18 protein-coding genes are annotated in these 16,484 nt (G+C 68.9%); 6 read left to right on the plus strand and 12 right to left on the minus strand.

The features are described from left to right. The first annotated feature begins 135 nt into the window (after positions 1-135). Positions 136-1,029, plus strand: a complete 894-nt coding sequence (locus tag QTI51_RS26265; RefSeq protein WP_286516656.1) for a LysR family transcriptional regulator — start codon at positions 136-138, stop codon at positions 1,027-1,029. Positions 1,030-1,047: 18 nt separating this feature from the next. Here QTI51_RS26265 and QTI51_RS26270 read toward each other — a convergent pair whose 3' ends face one another. Both QTI51_RS26270 and QTI51_RS26275 read right to left on the minus strand, forming a co-directional pair. Then, positions 1,048-1,371 (minus strand): hypothetical protein, encoded by a 324-nt coding sequence (locus tag QTI51_RS26270; RefSeq protein ID WP_116912047.1) that lies wholly within the window; start codon positions 1,369-1,371, stop codon positions 1,048-1,050. A 50-nt stretch (positions 1,372-1,421) separates the two neighbouring features. Continuing rightward, positions 1,422-2,438, minus strand: a complete 1,017-nt coding sequence (locus QTI51_RS26275) for a LysR substrate-binding domain-containing protein (RefSeq protein ID WP_286516657.1) — start codon at positions 2,436-2,438, stop codon at positions 1,422-1,424. Positions 2,439-2,612: 174 nt separating this feature from the next. Between QTI51_RS26275 and QTI51_RS26280 the strand changes: the two genes are divergently transcribed. Then, the gene (locus QTI51_RS26280; RefSeq protein ID WP_286516658.1) at positions 2,613-3,878 is read left to right on the plus strand and encodes an aminotransferase class V-fold PLP-dependent enzyme; all 1,266 of its coding nucleotides are present in this window, start codon (positions 2,613-2,615) and stop codon (positions 3,876-3,878) included. A gap of 36 nt (positions 3,879-3,914) precedes the next feature. Here QTI51_RS26280 and QTI51_RS26285 read toward each other — a convergent pair whose 3' ends face one another. The 4 genes from QTI51_RS26285 to QTI51_RS26300 all read right to left on the minus strand — a co-directional run bounded on the left by QTI51_RS26285 (position 3,915) and on the right by QTI51_RS26300 (position 7,940). Beyond that, positions 3,915-4,970 carry a DUF4241 domain-containing protein gene (locus tag QTI51_RS26285; RefSeq protein WP_286516659.1) on the minus strand — a complete coding sequence of 352 codons (1,056 nt, stop codon included), beginning with the start codon at positions 4,968-4,970 and terminating at the stop codon, positions 3,915-3,917. A 12-nt stretch (positions 4,971-4,982) separates the two neighbouring features. Beyond that, positions 4,983-6,377, minus strand: a complete 1,395-nt coding sequence (locus QTI51_RS26290) for a CoA transferase (RefSeq protein WP_286516661.1) — start codon at positions 6,375-6,377, stop codon at positions 4,983-4,985. Between the two features lie 110 nt (positions 6,378-6,487). Continuing rightward, positions 6,488-7,126, minus strand: coding sequence for a 3-oxoacid CoA-transferase subunit B (locus tag QTI51_RS26295; protein ID WP_116912053.1), 639 nt, complete (start codon positions 7,124-7,126; stop codon positions 6,488-6,490). Between the two features lies 1 nt (position 7,127). Then, on the minus strand, positions 7,128-7,940 hold the full coding sequence (locus tag QTI51_RS26300) for a CoA transferase subunit A (protein ID WP_116912054.1): 813 nt from the start codon (positions 7,938-7,940) through the stop codon (positions 7,128-7,130). A gap of 94 nt (positions 7,941-8,034) precedes the next feature. Here QTI51_RS26300 and QTI51_RS26305 point away from each other — a divergent pair, with 94 nt between their 5' ends. Continuing rightward, positions 8,035-8,601: a LuxR C-terminal-related transcriptional regulator gene (locus QTI51_RS26305; protein WP_116912055.1), complete on the plus strand. Its 567-nt coding sequence runs from the start codon at positions 8,035-8,037 to the stop codon at positions 8,599-8,601. 45 nt (positions 8,602-8,646) lie between these two features. Here QTI51_RS26305 and QTI51_RS26310 read toward each other — a convergent pair whose 3' ends face one another. Continuing rightward, positions 8,647-9,621, minus strand: coding sequence for an AraC family transcriptional regulator (locus QTI51_RS26310; protein ID WP_286516663.1), 975 nt, complete (start codon positions 9,619-9,621; stop codon positions 8,647-8,649). A gap of 158 nt (positions 9,622-9,779) precedes the next feature. On the opposite strand from QTI51_RS26310, the gene QTI51_RS26315 reads away from it, so the two are divergent. Beyond that, positions 9,780-10,622, plus strand: a complete 843-nt coding sequence (locus tag QTI51_RS26315; RefSeq protein ID WP_286516664.1) for an oxidoreductase — start codon at positions 9,780-9,782, stop codon at positions 10,620-10,622. A gap of 161 nt (positions 10,623-10,783) precedes the next feature. Beyond that, entirely contained in the window at positions 10,784-10,930 is a 147-nt protein-coding gene (locus tag QTI51_RS26320; protein ID WP_165840431.1) for a hypothetical protein, read from the plus strand. On the opposite strand, the gene QTI51_RS26325 is transcribed toward QTI51_RS26320, so the two are convergent. Then, complete coding sequence (locus QTI51_RS26325) at positions 10,920-11,852, minus strand: AraC family transcriptional regulator (RefSeq protein WP_286516665.1); 933 nt, start codon at positions 11,850-11,852, stop codon at positions 10,920-10,922. The two genes, QTI51_RS26320 and QTI51_RS26325, sit on opposite strands and share 11 nt — an antisense overlap. Positions 11,853-11,938: 86 nt before the next feature. On the opposite strand from QTI51_RS26325, the gene QTI51_RS26330 reads away from it, so the two are divergent. After that, entirely contained in the window at positions 11,939-12,937 is a 999-nt protein-coding gene (locus QTI51_RS26330) for an oxidoreductase (RefSeq protein ID WP_286516666.1), read from the plus strand. Positions 12,938-12,946: 9 nt separating this feature from the next. Here the strand turns inward: QTI51_RS26330 and QTI51_RS26335 are convergent, their stop codons facing one another. From QTI51_RS26335 to adh, 4 genes are all read right to left on the minus strand, one after another. Continuing rightward, the gene (locus QTI51_RS26335) at positions 12,947-13,699 is read right to left on the minus strand and encodes a competence protein CoiA (protein WP_286516821.1); all 753 of its coding nucleotides are present in this window, start codon (positions 13,697-13,699) and stop codon (positions 12,947-12,949) included. Positions 13,700-13,876: 177 nt separating this feature from the next. Beyond that, a complete protein-coding gene (locus QTI51_RS26340; RefSeq protein WP_286516668.1) occupies positions 13,877-14,257 on the minus strand; it encodes a VOC family protein in 381 nt (126 codons plus the stop codon). Between the two features lie 284 nt (positions 14,258-14,541). Further along, positions 14,542-14,919: a DUF779 domain-containing protein gene (locus QTI51_RS26345; protein WP_286516669.1), complete on the minus strand. Its 378-nt coding sequence runs from the start codon at positions 14,917-14,919 to the stop codon at positions 14,542-14,544. After that, entirely contained in the window at positions 14,919-16,439 is a 1,521-nt protein-coding gene (gene adh / locus QTI51_RS26350; RefSeq protein WP_286516670.1) for an aldehyde dehydrogenase, read from the minus strand. Before adh ends, QTI51_RS26345 begins: the two co-directional genes overlap by 1 nt. Between the last annotated feature and the right edge of the window lie 45 nt (positions 16,440-16,484).

The raw sequence follows: 16,484 nt of genomic DNA on the forward strand, positions 1-16,484 counted from the left end.
GGGTCTACCGGTCTGGCCGGTTCAGCCCTGCATCCTAGCTTTGCGAATTTGCCATGACAATAGACAAATATGCGCGGCGGCTTTGCAAAAATGCAGACTGCTCGCGGGCAGCGAACACAGCAGACACGGGCACACATGGACTGGGACAACCTGCGCTACTTTCTGGAGCTGGCCCGCTCGGGCACGCTGATGAGCGCGGCACGCCGGCTCGAGGTCGACCACACCACGGTGGCGCGGCGCATCCAGGCGCTCGAAAAGGAAGTGGGTGCGCCGCTGTTCTCGCGCGAATCGGGCGGCCACCGGCTCACCGAGGCGGGCCGCCGGCTGCAGCCGCAGGTCGAGGCGATGGAAAGCGCCTTCCAGGCCGTGGAGAGCACTGCGCCGGCTTCGCAGGAAGGCTTGTCGGGCCTGGTGCGCATCGGCGCGACGGAGGGTTTCGGCACCGTGGTGCTGGCACCGCAGCTGGCGCTGTTCGCGGTGCAGCACCCCAAGCTCACCATCGACCTGCTGGCCATGCCGCGGCTGGTGCACCTGTCGCGGCGCGAGGCCGACATCGTCATCTCGCTGGAGCGCCCCGCGCGAGGGCCGGTGGTCGTCACCAAGCTCACCGACTACACGCTGCGGCTCTACGCGTCGAAAAAATACCTGGCCGCGCACAAACCCATCAAGACGCGCGAAGACCTGCGCGGCCACACCTTCATCAGCTACGTGGACGACCTGCTGTTCAGCAAGGAGCTGCAGTACCTGGACGAACTGCATCGCCCCGACAGCTTCGCGCTGCGCAGCACCAGCGTGCTGGCGCAGCACAGCGCGGTGGCGGCGGGCGCGGGCATTGCGGTGCTGCCGGCCTTCATTGCGGACAAGGACAGCGCGCTGAAGCCGGTGCTGCCCGGCCAGGCGAACTTCACGCGCACGTTCTGGATGTCGATGCCCGCGGAAACCAAGCACCTGCTGCGCATGCAGGCGGTGTGGGAGTTTCTGCGCGAGACGGCGCAGGCGCAGCGGGCGCTGCTGCTGCAGGAGACTTGAAGACCGGCCCCGCCGGTTTCAGCGCCGCGGCGGCGCGATGTCGGGAAAGTTCTGCGCCACGAAGTCGACCACGAAGGCCTGCGCGTCGACACGCTCGTTGTGCTTTTCCGCATGGTCGAGGTAGCGCCGCCAGAAGTGGCGGATCTTGTCGGGCACGTCGTCGGCAAAGCCCATCTGGGCGCTGATCATTTCCTGCCAGGTGCCGCTGGCCATGAACGTCTGCGCGAGCCGGGGCTCCAGCGCTTCGAGCGTCTCGCGCTTCGTGTCGTCGAGCTGCTCGATGGCGTCGAGCACCAGGCAATCCACCAGCCGCAGCAACGGCCTTCCTTCGTATCTGCTCATCGTCGTGTCGCCGCCTTTGCGTCGGCTCTGTGTCGTTGTCGTCGGTTGGTTCAGCCGGCAAGTGCCGGGGCATGGAGTGTCGCAGGCGCGGGCACTTGCGAGCGCATTTCCTTGACGGCCACGCCGGCGGGTATCGGAGGGCTGGCCTGCGCGAGATCGCCCAGGTAGCGCCACAGCCGCTCGGCCTGCGTGGCCAACGCATCGGGGCGCCGCAGCAGCGTGAAGCGCAAGGCAACGTCGAACGCCGCCTCGCCGGCCCGCACCAGCCGCCCGGCATGCATGTCTTCGCGGACCAGCGCGTGCGGCAGCCATGCCACGCCCAGGCCCGACAACGCCATGAACCGCAGCCCGTCGGCCAGGCTCGCGCCGTGGTCTTGCCGCAGCCGCAGCGCGCCGTGGCGCTGCAGCAAGGGCTGCAGCGACCAGCCGAGGTGGCACTCGTCGGCGTAGCCCAGGAAAGAAATCGGCTCACCCGTGCGGTCGTGCAGGTCGAACCGCGGCCGGCCGGCCGCGTTGGGCGCGCTCACGGGCACCAGGCGTTCGTGCCCGAGTTCGAGCATGCGGAAATCGCCCGCCTCGAAGGCGGGGCCCAGCCGGGCCGCCACGGCGCCGGCCTCGTCGAACAGCGCCACCGCATAGTCCGCGGAGCCGTCGCGCAGCATCTCCACGCATTCGGGCAGGTTGTCGGAGTCGACGCTGAACCGGGCGCTCTTGAAGTCGTTGTGCAGGCGCGGCACCCAGTCGGGGAAGAACACCGCCGACATGATGTGCGGCGCCGCGAAGCGGATGCGCGATTGCCGGTCTTCCCCGTCGGCCTGGATGGATTTGCGCAGCCCTTCGAGCGCATAGACCACCTCGGACGACACCGCCAGCAGCCGCTGCCCGGGCTCGGTGAGCTCCAGCGCCGTCTTGCGCCTGTCGAACACCGGCGCGCCCAGCCACTGCTCCAGGCCCTGGATGCGCCGGCTCAGCCCCGACACCGACACATGGCATCGCTCGGCGGCGCGGCTGAAGCTGCGCACCTGGCACAGGACAAGGAAGTCCTTGAAGGTGCCCAAGTCGATCATGTTGTGGATTACTCAAATGTTGAAGCCGCGAAAAGTCTACATCTCACCGATCAAATGACGATGAGACAAAAGACCACGCCGTTTGCGGATTTCGCAAACCGTTCGCCGAACAAATCATCACGCGCAGGTCAGCAAAAACCCACACTTGCAGCACCGTCCAACCTCGAGTCGCCCATGCCGCTGCCCCCGCAACAACCTTTTCGCGGCGTTGCCGCCCCCTTCACCGAAGCCGAACTGGCGCGCCTGCGCCGCGACACGCCGGCCTGGGGCCGGCACGCGCACTTCGCCCACGGCTCGGCCAGCCAGCCGCCCGACGCGGTGTATGCCGCATCGCAGGCGTGGCTGGACACCGAGCGGCAGATGGGCGCGCAGCGCGCCGCCGAACACCATGTCGGCGCGTTGCAGGGCGCGCGCGCCAGCGTCGCGCGGCTCGTGAACGCGCAACCCCGCCAGGTCGCCTTTCTCGGTTCCGCCAGCCACGCCTGGTCCGCCGCGATGAGCGCCACGCTGACGGCCGCGCAGCCGGTGCACGTCATCACCACGCACGACGAGTACGGCGCCAACGCGCTGGCACTGATCAACGCGGCGCAGCTCGGGCGGCTGGCGTTCTCTGTCATGTCGTCGCGGCCCGCGCAGCGGACGTTGCTCGAACGGCTGGACGACGAGTTGCAGCGCGTGCCCGATGGGCACATGCCTGTGGTGTCGCTGTGCGTGGTGCCGACCGCGTGGGGCGTCGCCACGCCGCTGCAAGGCGTGGCGCAGCGCGTGCATGCGCGCGGCGGCCTGCTGATGCTGGACGCCAGCCACGCGGTGGGGCAGCTGCCCGTCGACGTTCACGCGCTGGGCTGCGACATGCTCGTGTTCCCGTCGCGCAAATGGCTGCGCGGGCCCAAGGGCCTGGGCGTGCTGTGCATCTCAGACCGCGCGCTGGCGCGGCTCGGCGTGCCGGACACGCTCGACGTGGCCGGCGCCACGTGGCTGGCCGACGGGCGCATGCAGCCGCATGCAGACGCTCGCCGCTTCGAAGGCAACGAATTCAACCCGGGCCTGCGGCTGGCACTCGGCGCGGCCAGCGACTGCGCGATGGCGATCGGCATCGAGCGCATCGCCAGCCGGAACGCGCAGGTTCGCGCCCAGGTCGCGCGCACGCTGGAGGCCCGCTTCGGCTGGCAAGCGATGGAGGCGGGCCATGCCGATGCCACAGCGCTCATGACCTACGCCCTGCCCGCTGCGGCCGGCGACGCGGATGCTTTCGTGCGCCGCCTGTGGGACGCGGGCGTGAACGCCTCGGTCGTCGGCACCCAGCATGCGCGCTGGGCGATGGAGGCGACCGGCGCGAGCGCGTTGCTGCGGCTGACGCCGCACTACCTCACCGATGACGACGAGATCGAGCGTCTTGCGCTTGCCATGGCGGCGGCGATGCCTCGTGCTCGCCCGTGACCGCTTGCCAACCCATGCGACCTCTGACAGCAACGCTCAGGAAAACAGCCGCTTCAAAAGCCCAGGCTTCGCAACCGGCGCCGACGCTTTCTCCAGCAGCTCGACCAGCCCCTCGACGCGCGGCTTCCTGAGCCGCCGCGCATACACGAGGTAGCTCTCTTCGTCGTCCCCCGTGTAGAGCTGCGGCGGCATCGGCAGGCCCGACACGCCGCCCAGCAGCGCGCGCAGCGCGTCGAGCCGGTTGATGCGAATGGCGCTCATCAGCGCGGTTTCGCCGAGCGACGGAACGATCTCGTTCGCGCCGGCAACGCCGGCCGCCAGCAGCGGGCCGATGGCGGCCGCGTCGCCGCTCACCGCCGCCGCACCCAGCGCCTCGAGCGCCGCGAGCTTCTCCGGCGACAGGCTGGCCTTGTAGGCATCGCCGCGCTTGTCGTTCTCGTCGCGCGCGTCGCCGCCGGTGATGGTCATGAAGTCGGTCACCAGCGCCACGGGCTCGCCCGCTGCGTCGAGGGCCCAGAAGCTGGGGTAGCTACCGTCGCCCCAGCCGGAGCGGAAGATCACGGTGTTGTTCGCGGAGCCCGGGCCCAGCGGCCAGTGGTCGGCGGTGTCGGCATCGCCCATCTCGCCGGCGATCACATCGTCGTAGTAGCTGACGTAGTCGGGGTTCTCGGCTTCGCGCCTGTCGCGCTCGGCCATGGCGGCCGCGCCGTCGACGTCCATGAAGCAACCGACACCCGCGTCCACCGGGTAGCCGTAGAACTCGTCGTCGCCCAGCGTGTCAGGCAACTCGCCTTCGATCAGCGCCATCTCCCAGCGCAGGTCGGCGGCGCGCACGGCCGCGCGCTCGCGCAGCCACAGCACGGCCAGCGCGATGCGGCCGCTGTCGTGCAGCGTTTCGACCCCGAAGGCGCCGCGCGCCTGCAGCTCACGCGCGAAGGGTTGGCGCTCGGGCTGCACCAGCGGGTCGCAGGCCACGATGCGGCCACTGGTGATGCTCAGCGTGCCGCAGGGCTGGCGTTGCAGGTGATGGGCGCGCAGCGCCTCGTCGTCCTGGAAGATGGCGTGCAGGTTGTCGGTGTCTAGATAGGGCATGCGCCCAGTTTCTCATTCCGTCGGATGGCCTGGCCACACCGGCGCGTGGCTGCCCGGCGGCATCGACGGTCGCGTCCAGGCGGCGGGCGTGCGCGACAGCTGCGCGGCGTGGCGCAACGCCGCCAGTTCGCCGAAGCCCGAGGGCCCGGTTTCGACGTACGGCTGCAGGTCGGGCCTGGCGAGGGACAACCCGCCGGGCACGCGCCCCAGCCCGCGCAGCCACTGCCCCGTTTGCGCCAGCGACACCTGCACATGCCAGCTGCCGCCTTCGCGCTGCTGGCGCCACAGCGCGGCTGCGGCGCCGAAGGCGATGAGGTAGCCCGTGGCCTCGTCGAGGATCTGCATCGGCAGCGGCCTGGGCTTGCCGTCGCCGGCCGCTTCGCCTTCCGCCTGGTTGAAGCCCATGGCCGTCTGCACCAGCGAATCGAAGCCGCGCCGGTTCGCCCACGGCCCCTGCGTGCCATAGGCGGTGAGCGACACGCACACGATGCCGGGTCGCAGCCGCGCCAGTTCGGCCGCACCGAAACCCAGCGACGCCACGCCGCCCGGCCGGTAGCCCTGCACGAAGACATGCGCGTCGGCCGCGAGCCGGCGCAGCGCGGCGCGGCCTTCTTCCGTGCGCAGGTCCGCGTGCGCCGACAGCTTGCCGCGGCTGGTGTCGGCGATGGACTCGATGTTCGGCAGGTGCGGCGAATTGACGAGCATCACGTCGGCGCCATAGGCGGCGAGCGCGCGACCGCCGACGGGCCCGGCGAGGATGCGCGTGAGGTCGAGCACGCGCACGCCGGTCAGGGGGCGCTGGTCTTCGCGCAGCGGCGGCAGCGCGAGTGGAGCGCCGTCGCCGATGCGCTCGATGGTGAAGAGCGGTTGCGCGGCAATGGCCTGCGCCTGCGGCGTGGCGTCCCACGCGTCGAAGCTGCGCAGCGCGGTGGCCACCAGGCCTTGCGCGGCGGCGGCGTCTTCGAAGTCGTGCGCGCGCCAGAGGGCCATCGCGGCATCGGCATCGGCGCGGGTGGCCGTGGCGGGGTCCAGCTTCATCAGCCGCAACGCGCCGTCGCGGTGGTGCGCGAAGTTGGCATGAACGCGCACCCAGCCGTCGGCGCAGCAGTACAGGCCCGAGAAGGCCTCCCACTGCGCCGGCACGCGCCCGTCGAGGCTGAACCAGCCGCAGCAGTCGAGCGCCGCGTGCCGCATGTCGACGCCGACCTGCTGGCGCGCCGTGCCGCGCAAATGCCCCAGCTCGCAGGCCGCGAGCGCGGCCGCCGCGATGGTGCTCTGCGCCGCGGTGCCGACCGCGAAGGACGACGGCAGCACCGGGTCGGCGCCCGTGAGATGGGCGCGGGCCAGCGCGTCGTTCGGCAACCCCGCCTGCCGCCAGATACCGGCCAAGACTTCGCTTGGGTTCATGTCGTTTCTCCAGACAGTGAAAACGGTGCAGAAAGTGCAGAGAGAGCGCAAACAAAAAAGCAGGGCCCGCTCTCGCGGCCCTGCCCTTGGTGGTGTGCGCGTTCGCTGCCTTACTGGATCAGCTTGGCGCCGGTCTTGGCCTGCAGCGCGTCGAAGCTCACGCCCGGTGCCAGCTCGACGACCTTCAGGCCCTCGGGCACCACGTCCATCACGGCCAGGTCGGTGATGATGCGGTCGACCACGCCCACGCCGGTCAACGGCAGGGTGCAGGCCTCGAGGATCTTCAGGTCCTCGGTGCCGTCCTTCTTCTTGGCCACGTGTTCCATCAGCACGATCACGCGCTTCACGCCGGCCACCAGGTCCATGGCGCCGCCCATGCCCTTGACCATCTTGCCGGGGATCATCCAGTTGGCCAGGTCGCCCTTCGCGCTGACTTGCATCGCGCCCAGGATCGACAGGTTGATCTTGCCGCCGCGAATCATCGCGAAGCTGTCATGGCTGCCGAAGATGGCCGAGCCGGGCAGCGTGGTGACGGTCTGCTTGCCGGCGTTGATCAGGTCAGCGTCGACGTTGTCTTCGGTAGGGAAGGGGCCGATGCCGAGCATGCCGTTCTCGCTCTGCAGCCACACTTCCTTCGTGCCGGTGTGGTTGGCCACCAGCGTCGGAATGCCGATGCCCAGGTTGACGTAGAAACCGTCTTCGAGTTCTTGCGCGGCACGGGCCGCCATCTGGTCTTGGGTCCAGGGCATCTCAGGCTCCTTCTTTCTTGTTGGCGGGCACCGTCGGCACGGGCACGTCGGAGGTGGCGGCGGCCTGCGCGATCACGGCCTGGGCCTCGACCTTGGCGGCAGCGGCGTCCACCGGCGCGGCGGCGCTCACGGTGCGCTTCTCGATGCGCTTCTCGGGGTTGGCGTTGAGCACGATGCGGTGCACGTAGATGCCCGGCAGGTGGATGTCGTCGGGGGCCAGTTCGCCCACTTCGACGATCTTCTCGACCTCGACGATGCAGACCTTGCCGGCCATGGCGGCGGCCGGGTTGAAGTTGCGCGCCGTGAGGCGGAAGCGCAGGTTGCCCGACTTGTCGGCCACGTCGGCCTTCACCAGCGCCACGTCGGGCACCAGCGAATGCTCCATCACGTAGGTCTCGCCGTTGAACTCGCGCAGCTCCTTGCCTTCGGCCACTTGCGTGCCCACGCCGGTCTTGGTGAAGAAGGCCGGAATGCCCGCGCCGCCGGCGCGCAGCTTCTCGGCCAGCGTGCCCTGGGGCGTGAATTCGAGCGCGAGTTCTCCGGCCAGGTACTGGCGCTCGAACTCCTTGTTCTCGCCCACGTAGGAGGCGACCATCTTCTTGATCTGGCGCGTTTCGAGCAGCTTGCCGAGGCCGAAGCCGTCGACGCCGGCGTTGTTCGACACCACGGTGAGGTTCTGCACGCCGCTGTCCTTCAGCGCGTCGATCAGCGCCTCGGGAATGCCGCAAAGGCCGAAGCCGCCGACCGCGAGCATCTGCCCGTCGGCCACGACTCCCTTGAGTGCCGCGTCTGCGGAGGGATAGATCTTGTTCACTCGGGCTCCTTGATGGATGAATGGAGAGTGGGTGGGAAAGCCCTGAACGATACTACGTACCCGCATACGTAGTATTTCGTAATGGTGACCCCCGATGCCCGAGATCGATTACCGGTTGGCTTTTGAACACGCGCCGGTCGGCATGGTCGTCTCGAGCAACCGCACCATCGTCGCCTGCAACCTGCGGGTGTGCGAAATCTTCGGTGCAACGCCCCCGGCGCTGGTGGGGCATTCGTTCAGCATCCTGTACCCCAGCGTGGCTGAGTTCGAGCGCATCGGCAAGCGCATGGAGCCCTTTCTGAACGCCAGCGGGCACTACGCCGACAACCGCATGATGAAGCGGCTGGGCGGGCTGCACGGCGCCATCGCGGGCGAGACCTTCTGGTGCCACGTGACCGGCCACGCCATGAACCGCGCGGCGCCGCACGAGGCCGGCATCTGGACCTTCGAAGACCTGGGCTCGCGCCGCGCCGTGAAGGCCGAACTCACGCCGCGCGAGCGCGAAGTGGCCGCGCAGGTGATGCGCGGGCTCACGTCGAAGGAAATCGGCAAGGCGCTGGGCATCAGCCACCGCACGGTGGAGCTGCACCGGGCGCGGCTGATGCGCAAGTACGCGGCGGCGACCACGGCGGAGCTGGTGCAGAAGCTGATCGCGGGATGATCGCGGATTGATTGCGGAATGAGCACTGGCACGCCCCAGCCGCTGTCAGTGCGAGCTGACGAATGCCGACGACGGCCCGGGGTACGGCAGCGCAAAGGCCCTCTTCATGCGCGCCACCTCCTCCACCGGGCTCAGGCCGAACAGCCGCTTGAACTCCCGGCTGAACTGCGAGGGGCTCTCGTAGCCGACCCGGTCGCAGGCGGCCGCCGCCGTCATGCCGTCGCGCAGCATCAGCAGCCGGGCCTGGTGCAGCCGGGTCGACTTCAGGTACTGCATGGGCGAGGTGCCCGTCACGGTCTTGAAATGTGCGTGCAGCGACGGCGCGCTCATGCCGGCCTCGCGCGCCAGCTGGTCGATGTCCAGCGCGTCGTGGAACGCCGCGTGGATGCGGCGGATCGCCTTGCCCACCTTGCCGAAGTGGCCCTGCCGCGCGAGCGCCGTGCGCAGCACCGCGCCCTGCTCGCCGCCCAGCACGCGAAAGTAGAGCTCGCGCACCAGCGAGGGCCCGAGCACGCTCGCCTCCAGCGGTGACGCGAGCGCCTCCAGCAGGCGCAGCACCGAGAGGGCGAGCCGCGCGTCCATGGGCGTGGACACCATGGCCTTCGCCTTCGCGCTTGACTTTGCCCGCACGGCGTTCGCATCGCCGTCGTCGAACTCGTCCAGCCGCAGCATCAGCTCCGCGGCCACGCTGAAATCGAGCCGCAGGTAGATGGCCAGCAGCGGCTCCTTCTCGCTGGCGTCCGTCTCCATGGTGAAGGGCACGGGCACCGCCACCGCCAGGTAGTGCTGCGCGTCGTACAGGTACACCTCGCCGCCGAAGAAGCCGCGCTTGCGCCCCTGGCAGACGATGACGATGCCCGGCTCGTACAGCACCGGCGCGCGCGCCAGCGGCCGGTTGGCGCGCAGCAGGCGCACGTCGGGCAGCGGCGTCGGGTTGTAGCCGTCGAGCGGGGCCAGTCGGGCCAGCAGCGCGAGCGTGCGCTGCTGCACGCTCGGCTCAGGTGCGGGGCGGGTGGTCACGTATTCTGGTCAGATGAAGTTGGGCAATGGCAATGTGCCATGGGCTGGCCGGAATGTCTGCTCGCTCATAGTTTCAGGCAAGCACCGCAGAGGGCCGGATATTCACGTTCCGGCGACCCGAACCTAGCATCCATGGCACTCACTCACAGGACTTCGCCATGACCGCATTCGCACCCAAGACCCTTCTCATCACCGGCGTCAGCTCGGGCTTCGGCCGCGCCTTCGCAAGCGCCGCGCTCGCGGCGGGCCACACCGTCGTCGGCACGCTGCGCGACGCAGGCGCGTGCGCCGAGTTCGAGGCGCTGGCGCCCGGCCGCGCCCATGCCGTGGTGCTCGACGTGACCGACAGCGCCGCCATCGAACCCGCCCTGGCAGGCGTTCTTCGCAAGGTCGGCCGCATCGACGTGCTGGTCAACAACGCGGGCTACGGGCACGAAGGCACGCTCGAGGAATCGAGCCTGGCCGACATGCGCCACCAGTTCGACGTCAACGTGTTCGGCGCGGTCGCCATGACCAAGGCCGTGCTGCCCGCCATGCGCGAGCGGCGCAGCGGGCACATCGTCAACATCACCTCGATGGGCGGCTTCATCACCATGCCGGGCATTGCGTACTACTGCGGCAGCAAGTTCGCGCTCGAAGGCATCTCCGAAGTGCTGGCCAAGGAGGTCGCGGCCTTCGGCGTGCATGTGACGGCGATCGCGCCGGGGTCGTTCCGCACCGACTGGGCGGGCCGCTCGATGGTGCGCGCCGAGCGGCGCGTGAGCGACTACGACACCGTGTTCGACCCCATTCGCGAAGCACGCCAGGCCAAGGATGGGCGGCAGGCCGGCGACCCGGCCAAGGCCGCGCAGGCCCTGCTGGAAGTGATCGAGGCCGAGAAGCCGCCGGTGCACCTGCTGCTGGGCAAGGACGCGCTCGCGCTGGTGCGCGCCAAGCTCGCGTCGATGAGCGAAGAAATCGATGCGTGGGAAGCCGTGTCGGCCTCCACCGACCACGACTGAAAGGCGGCTGAAAGCTCGGCACGCGAGCGGGCGATGCCGCGCCGCATCGTTGCAAAAACGGAAACGCCGCGTCCGCGAAACCTGCGCTTCATCGGGCGCATTGAGGCCTATCTTTGAAGGCATGCGGGCAAGCCGCCCGCACATCGTCCAAGGAGCCTGCCATGTCCACATCCCTTCATTCCGAAAAGAGCCTGCTGCTGCAAACGCAAGTGACGGTCGCACGTGCCCACGCGCTGGCCGCGCAGAAGCTGCCGGTCGCGCTCACGCTGTCGGCCATCATTCTTTCGATCATCAACGTCAAGCTGTAGGCCGCTCGGGCGCACGTGCCGCTGCGCTCTTGAAGTGCATCGGCGCGGCGCCCATCACGCGCTTGAACGCGTGGCTGAAGGCGCTCTCCGATTCGTAGCCCAGCGACAGCGCCACCGCGGAAACGGTCTTGCGCCCGCCGCGCAGTTCGCGCGCCGCGAGCCGCATGCGCCAGCGCAGCAGGTAGTCGAGCGGCGCCACGCCCACGGCGGACTTGAAGCGCCCGGCGAAGGTCGAGCGCGACATGCCGGCCGCGCTCGCGAGTGCGTCCACCGTCCATCGCTGCGCGGGCGCGCCGTGCATCAGCCCCAGCGCCTTGGCGAGCCGCGGCTCCGACAGCGCACCGAGCCAGCCCACCGCCTGCGCGCCACCCGCCGCCGCGTGCGCGCGCAAGGCCTGCACGAACAGGATGTGCGCCAGGTGGTCGGCCATCAGCGTGGCGCCCATGGCCGGCTGCGACACCTCGTCGGCCAGCCGCGCGAGCACCCACTGGATGACCCCTGCGTGCGCCGATGCAGCAGGCACGTGCACCACCGGCGGCAGCGCGTCGAGCAGCATCGCGGCATGGGCCTTGTCGAACGCGAAGCGCCCGCCCATGAGCATCACGTCGGCGGTGTCGCCCACCTGCGCGACGCCGCCGGTGGCGCGTGCGAAATACGGCGCCGCTTCTTCCGTGGGCAGCGCCAGGTCGCTCGCCAGTCGGTAGCGCCGGCCGTCGGTCAGCAGGTAGCAGTCGCCGGCCTGCAGCGCGACGGGATGTTCCACACCCTCCACCGCCAACCAGCAACGGCCCTGCAGCACGGCGTTGAACTTCACGCCTTCGTAGCCGTTGAAGCGCAGCGCCCAGTCGCCGCCGGCAGCCAGCAGCGCGGAGAGAAACCCCTTCGGGTTCAGCAGCGCGAGCACATCGGAAAACGGGTCCATGGGGGGCGTCAACTCCAGAGCATCGCGCATGAAATGCAGCGGATCTTGCATGGATTGATGGCGCCGCACAAGCCACCATCGCTAGCATGACTTTCTCACCGCATCAAAAACCCCTGCCCTCCGGCTTCGGCCCGACCACCACCGCGCAAGAGGCCCTGGGCGGGCGCGACCTGCGCGGCAAGACCGCCATCGTCACCGGCGGCTACTCCGGCCTCGGGCTCGAAACAGCGCGCGTGCTGGCCGGCGCGGGCGCCCATGTGTTCGTGCCCGCGCGCAGTGCGGACAAGGCACGCGCCGCGCTCGCGGGCATCGACGGCGCCACGCTCGGCGCCATTGACCTGATGGACCCGGCCTCCATCGACGCTTTTGCCGAAGGCTTCCTGGCCAGCGGCCGCGCGCTCGACATCCTGGTGAACAGCGCCGGCGTGATGGCCGCGCCGCTGTCACGCGATGCGCAAGGCCACGAGTCGCAGTTCTCGTCGAACCACCTGGGGCACTTTCGGCTCACAGCGCGGCTGTGGCCGGCGCTGCGGCAAGCCCATGGGGCGCGGGTGGTGTCGGTGTCGTCGCGCGGGCACCGCATCACGGGCGTCGATTTCGAAGACCCCGATTTCGAGCGCCGGCCCTACGACCCGTGGCTGGCCTACGGGCAGTCGAAGACGGCCAACGCGCTGTTCGCCGTGGGCCTCGACGCGCGCGGCAAGGCGCATGGCGTGCGGGCGTTTTCGGTGCACCCCGGCTCCATCCTCACCGACCTCGCGCGCCACATTCCCGACGACGACCTGGCCAAGCGCTTCAACATGACCCGCGCGGACCCCGACCGCCTGCCGCCGGGCCAGTCCGCGGCCGAAGGCGGCGACTTCAAGACCGTGGCGCAGGGCGCGGCCACCTCCGTGTGGTGCGCGGCGAGCACGCAGCTCGACGGCATCGGCGGCGTGTACTGCGAGAACGTCGACGTGGCGCCCATCGTGCCCGCCGACCATCCGGCAACGACCGGCGTGCGTGCCTGGGCCATCGACCCCGCGCTGGCCGAGCGGCTGTGGCAGCTCAGCGAACGATTGACGGGCGTGCGCCTCGAAGCCTGAGGCGGCCGCTCAACAGGGGTCGGTGCCCTGCGTCCACCATGCAGGCTGCCGGTCGATGAACAGCGTGCAATCGGGCACCACCATCTTGCCGCCCGACCACGCCGGGCGCACCCGGCGCTGGAAGTGCGCCGACAGCGACACCGGCTCGCCCGCGTGCGGCCGCACCCAGAGCCTGGAGCGCCGGTCGTAGCCGCCGGCGCTGAGGTCGCGCCCGGCCTTGCGCCACGTCTGCTGAGGCACATGCAGGCTCACGGGCGCGTAGTGCACGGGCCGAAGCCACTGGCCCTGCGCCCAGTAATACACCCGGCCGAAGCATGCCGCGTGGCACCAGCGCTCCCAAGCGCTGGGGCTGTACCTGCTGAAGCCGAGCTCGCCGTCCGGCAGCGCCACCCAGACCACCGCGATGCCCAGCCGGTGGTAGTTGGCCGTGCGCGCCGCAACCTCGGCAATGCCCAGCACGCTGCGCTGCACCTCGATGGCCACGGGCACGCCCGAGATGACCGCGAACACATCGGCCACCGCGCCGGGCAGGCGCTTTTCGAGCTCCAGGTTGGCCACGTTGGCTTCTTCGCGCAAGGCATCGTGGATGGCAAGCTTGACGAGGAAGTGGTCCTCCGTTTCACCGACCGACAGGCGACACGCGGTCGGGGCCTTGTGGGCGAAATGGTGGACGCGGATCGGGCCTTTTCTGAGCGTCATTTCCGCTGCGCAACCCGCGCAGGAGAAAGGTGCGTCGACCCGCTGGGCGTCGCGGGCGACCATCTTGAAACCGTCGGATTGGCGCAGGGCTGTGAGCACGGCGGCGATCGTAGTGCGGGCTCGAAGAACGAATCGAGCCTTGCGAACGCTGAAGCTACGGAAAGAGCCTCTTCGCAGTGAATTTTTCGCGCCTGCCGGCGATTTCTTCAAGCGCCCGGTGCTTCCAACCGGTCAGCCCCTTCAGGCCGCCAGCTCCGAGATCTCGATCAGGTTCTGGTCCGGGTCGCGCACGTACACCGAGCGAATGCGCGACGTCGCGCCCGTGCGCATCACCGGCCCTTCGAGCACGGGCACCCCGTGTTCCTTCAAGCGAGCGACCACCGCCTCGAGCGGCACGCTGGCAATGAAGCACAGGTCCAGCGAGCCCGGCGTCGGCAGCTGCGCCTTGGGCTCGAACTCGTGGCCCTTCACGTGCAGGTTGATCTTCTGGTTGCCGAAGCGAAAGGCCTTGCGGCCGGCGCCGAAGCTCTCCAGCGCCATGCCGAGCACGTCGGTGTAGAAGCGGATGCACGCGTCTTCGTGCGCGGTGGTGAGCACGAGATGGTCCAGGTGATCGATCATGGGTGAGGTCCTTGTGGTCGCGCACGCGTGCCGTTGCGCGATGTCGTCGAGATCCGATCGGGCGGCGCTTGCCACGGCCTGGTGGCATGCGACCCCGTCATTCGGGCGCAGGCCCGACTCTAGGACCAGATCGTTCGACACGGAATTTCTTTGAGGGCAGCAGCCCCTTCGCAGAACGCGATGGCCGCATGCAGGGCGCATGCGGCCGCGCCCGACTTGAAAGTGACGCGGCTGCGCGGCACCCGGCCGCGCAGCCTCTTCAGCAACTGCTGTTCGAGCAGCCGCTACTTCGCTTCTTCAGCCTCCAGCACCGCCCACTCCTCGTCCGTGAACAGCCGCGAGCGCGTCAGGAACCGCACGCCCTCCGGCCCTTCCAGCGAGAACATGCCGCCGCGCCCCGGCACCACGTCGATGATCAGCTGCGTGTGCTGCCAGTACTCGAACTGCGGCCCGCTGATGTAGAACGGCATGCCACCGATGTGCCCCAGCAGCCTGTCGTAGTCGCCGACGATGAACTCGTCGCGGCCGTAGCACATGGGCGCGCTCCCGTCGCAGCAGCCGCCCGACTGATGGAACATCAGCGGGCCATGCTTGGCGGCGAGCCTGTCGATCAACGCGAGCGCGGCTTCGGTCGCGGTGACGCGCAGGACCTCGCCGGCCATCAGAAGAAGCCCAGCTTGTTCTCGCTGTAGCTCACGAGCAGGTTCTTGGTCTGCTGGTAGTGGTCGAGCATCATCTTGTGGTTCTCGCGCCCGATGCCCGACTGCTTGTAGCCACCGAAGGCCGCGTGCGCCGGGTAGTGGTGGTAGCAGTTGGTCCACACGCGTCCCGCCTGGATGCCCTTGCCCATGCGGAAGGCGCGGTTCATGTCGCGACTCCACACACCGGCGCCCAGGCCGTAGAGCGTGTCGTTGGCAATGGAGAGAGCCTCTTCCTCGTCCTTGAAGGTGGTGACCGACACCACGGGGCCGAAGATTTCTTCCTGGAAGATGCGCATCTTGTTGTGGCCCTTGAACACGGTGGGCTGCACGTAGTAGCCGTCGGCCAGGTCGCCCTCGAGCTTCTGGCGCTCGCCGCCGATGAGCACCTTGGCGCCTTCCTGCTTGCCGATGTCGAGGTACGACAGGATCTTCTCGAGCTGCTCGCTCGATGCCTGCGCGCCGATCATGGTGGCCATGTCCAGCGGGCTGCCCTGCTTGATGGCGGCCACGCGCTTGAGCGCGCGCTCCATGAAGCGGTCGTAGATCGACTCCTGGATGAGCGCGCGCGACGGGCAGGTGCACACCTCGCCCTGGTTCAGCGCGAACATCGCGAAGCCTTCGAGTGCCTTGTCGAAGAAGGCGTCGTCGCGGTCCATCACGTCTTCGAAGAAGATGTTGGGCGACTTGCCGCCCAGCTCCAGCGTGACCGGAATCAGGTTCTGGCTCGCGTACTGCGAAATGAGCCGGCCCGTGGTGGTCTCGCCGGTGAAGGCGATCTTGCCGATGCGGTTGCTCGACGCCAGCGGCTTGCCGGCCTCCACGCCGAAGCCGTTCACCACGTTCAGCACGCCCGGCGGCAGCAGGTCGCCGATGATTTCCATCAGCACCAGGATCGACACCGGCGTTTGCTCCGCGGGCTTCAGCACCACGCAGTTGCCCGCAGCCAGCGCGGGCGCCAGCTTCCACACGGCCATCAGGATGGGAAAGTTCCACGGAATGATCTGGCCGACCACGCCGAGCGGTTCATGGAAGTGGTACGCGAAGGTCTCGTGGTCGATCTCGCTGATGCCGCCTTCCTGCGAGCGAATGCACGAGGCGAAATAGCGGAAGTGGTCCACGGCCAGCGGCAGGTCGGCCGCCGTGGTCTCGCGGATGGGCTTGCCGTTGTCCCAGGTTTCGGCGGCCGCCAGCAGCGGCAGGTTTTCCTGCATGCGGTCGGCGATCTTGTTCAGGATGTTGGCGCGTTCGGTGGTCGACGTGCGCCCCCAGGCGGCCTTGGCCTTGTGGGCGGCGTCCAGCGCGCGGTCGATGTCGGCGGCGGTCGAGCGCGGCACCTCGCAAAAGACCTTGCCGGTGACGGGCGTGATGTTCTCAAAGTACTGTTTGTCCACCGGCGCGACCCATTCGCCGCCGATGTAGTTGCCGTAGCGCTTCTTGAACGGCACCGCGGTACCGAATTTGCCCGGTTCGAGCATGTCCATGTCTTTGTCTCCATTTGCAGGCTGGTGGCACCGCGACATGCGGCG

Source organism: Variovorax sp. J22G73 (genome assembly GCF_030317035.1).
In the GTDB taxonomy this organism is placed as follows: Bacteria; Pseudomonadota; Gammaproteobacteria; order Burkholderiales; family Burkholderiaceae_C; genus Variovorax.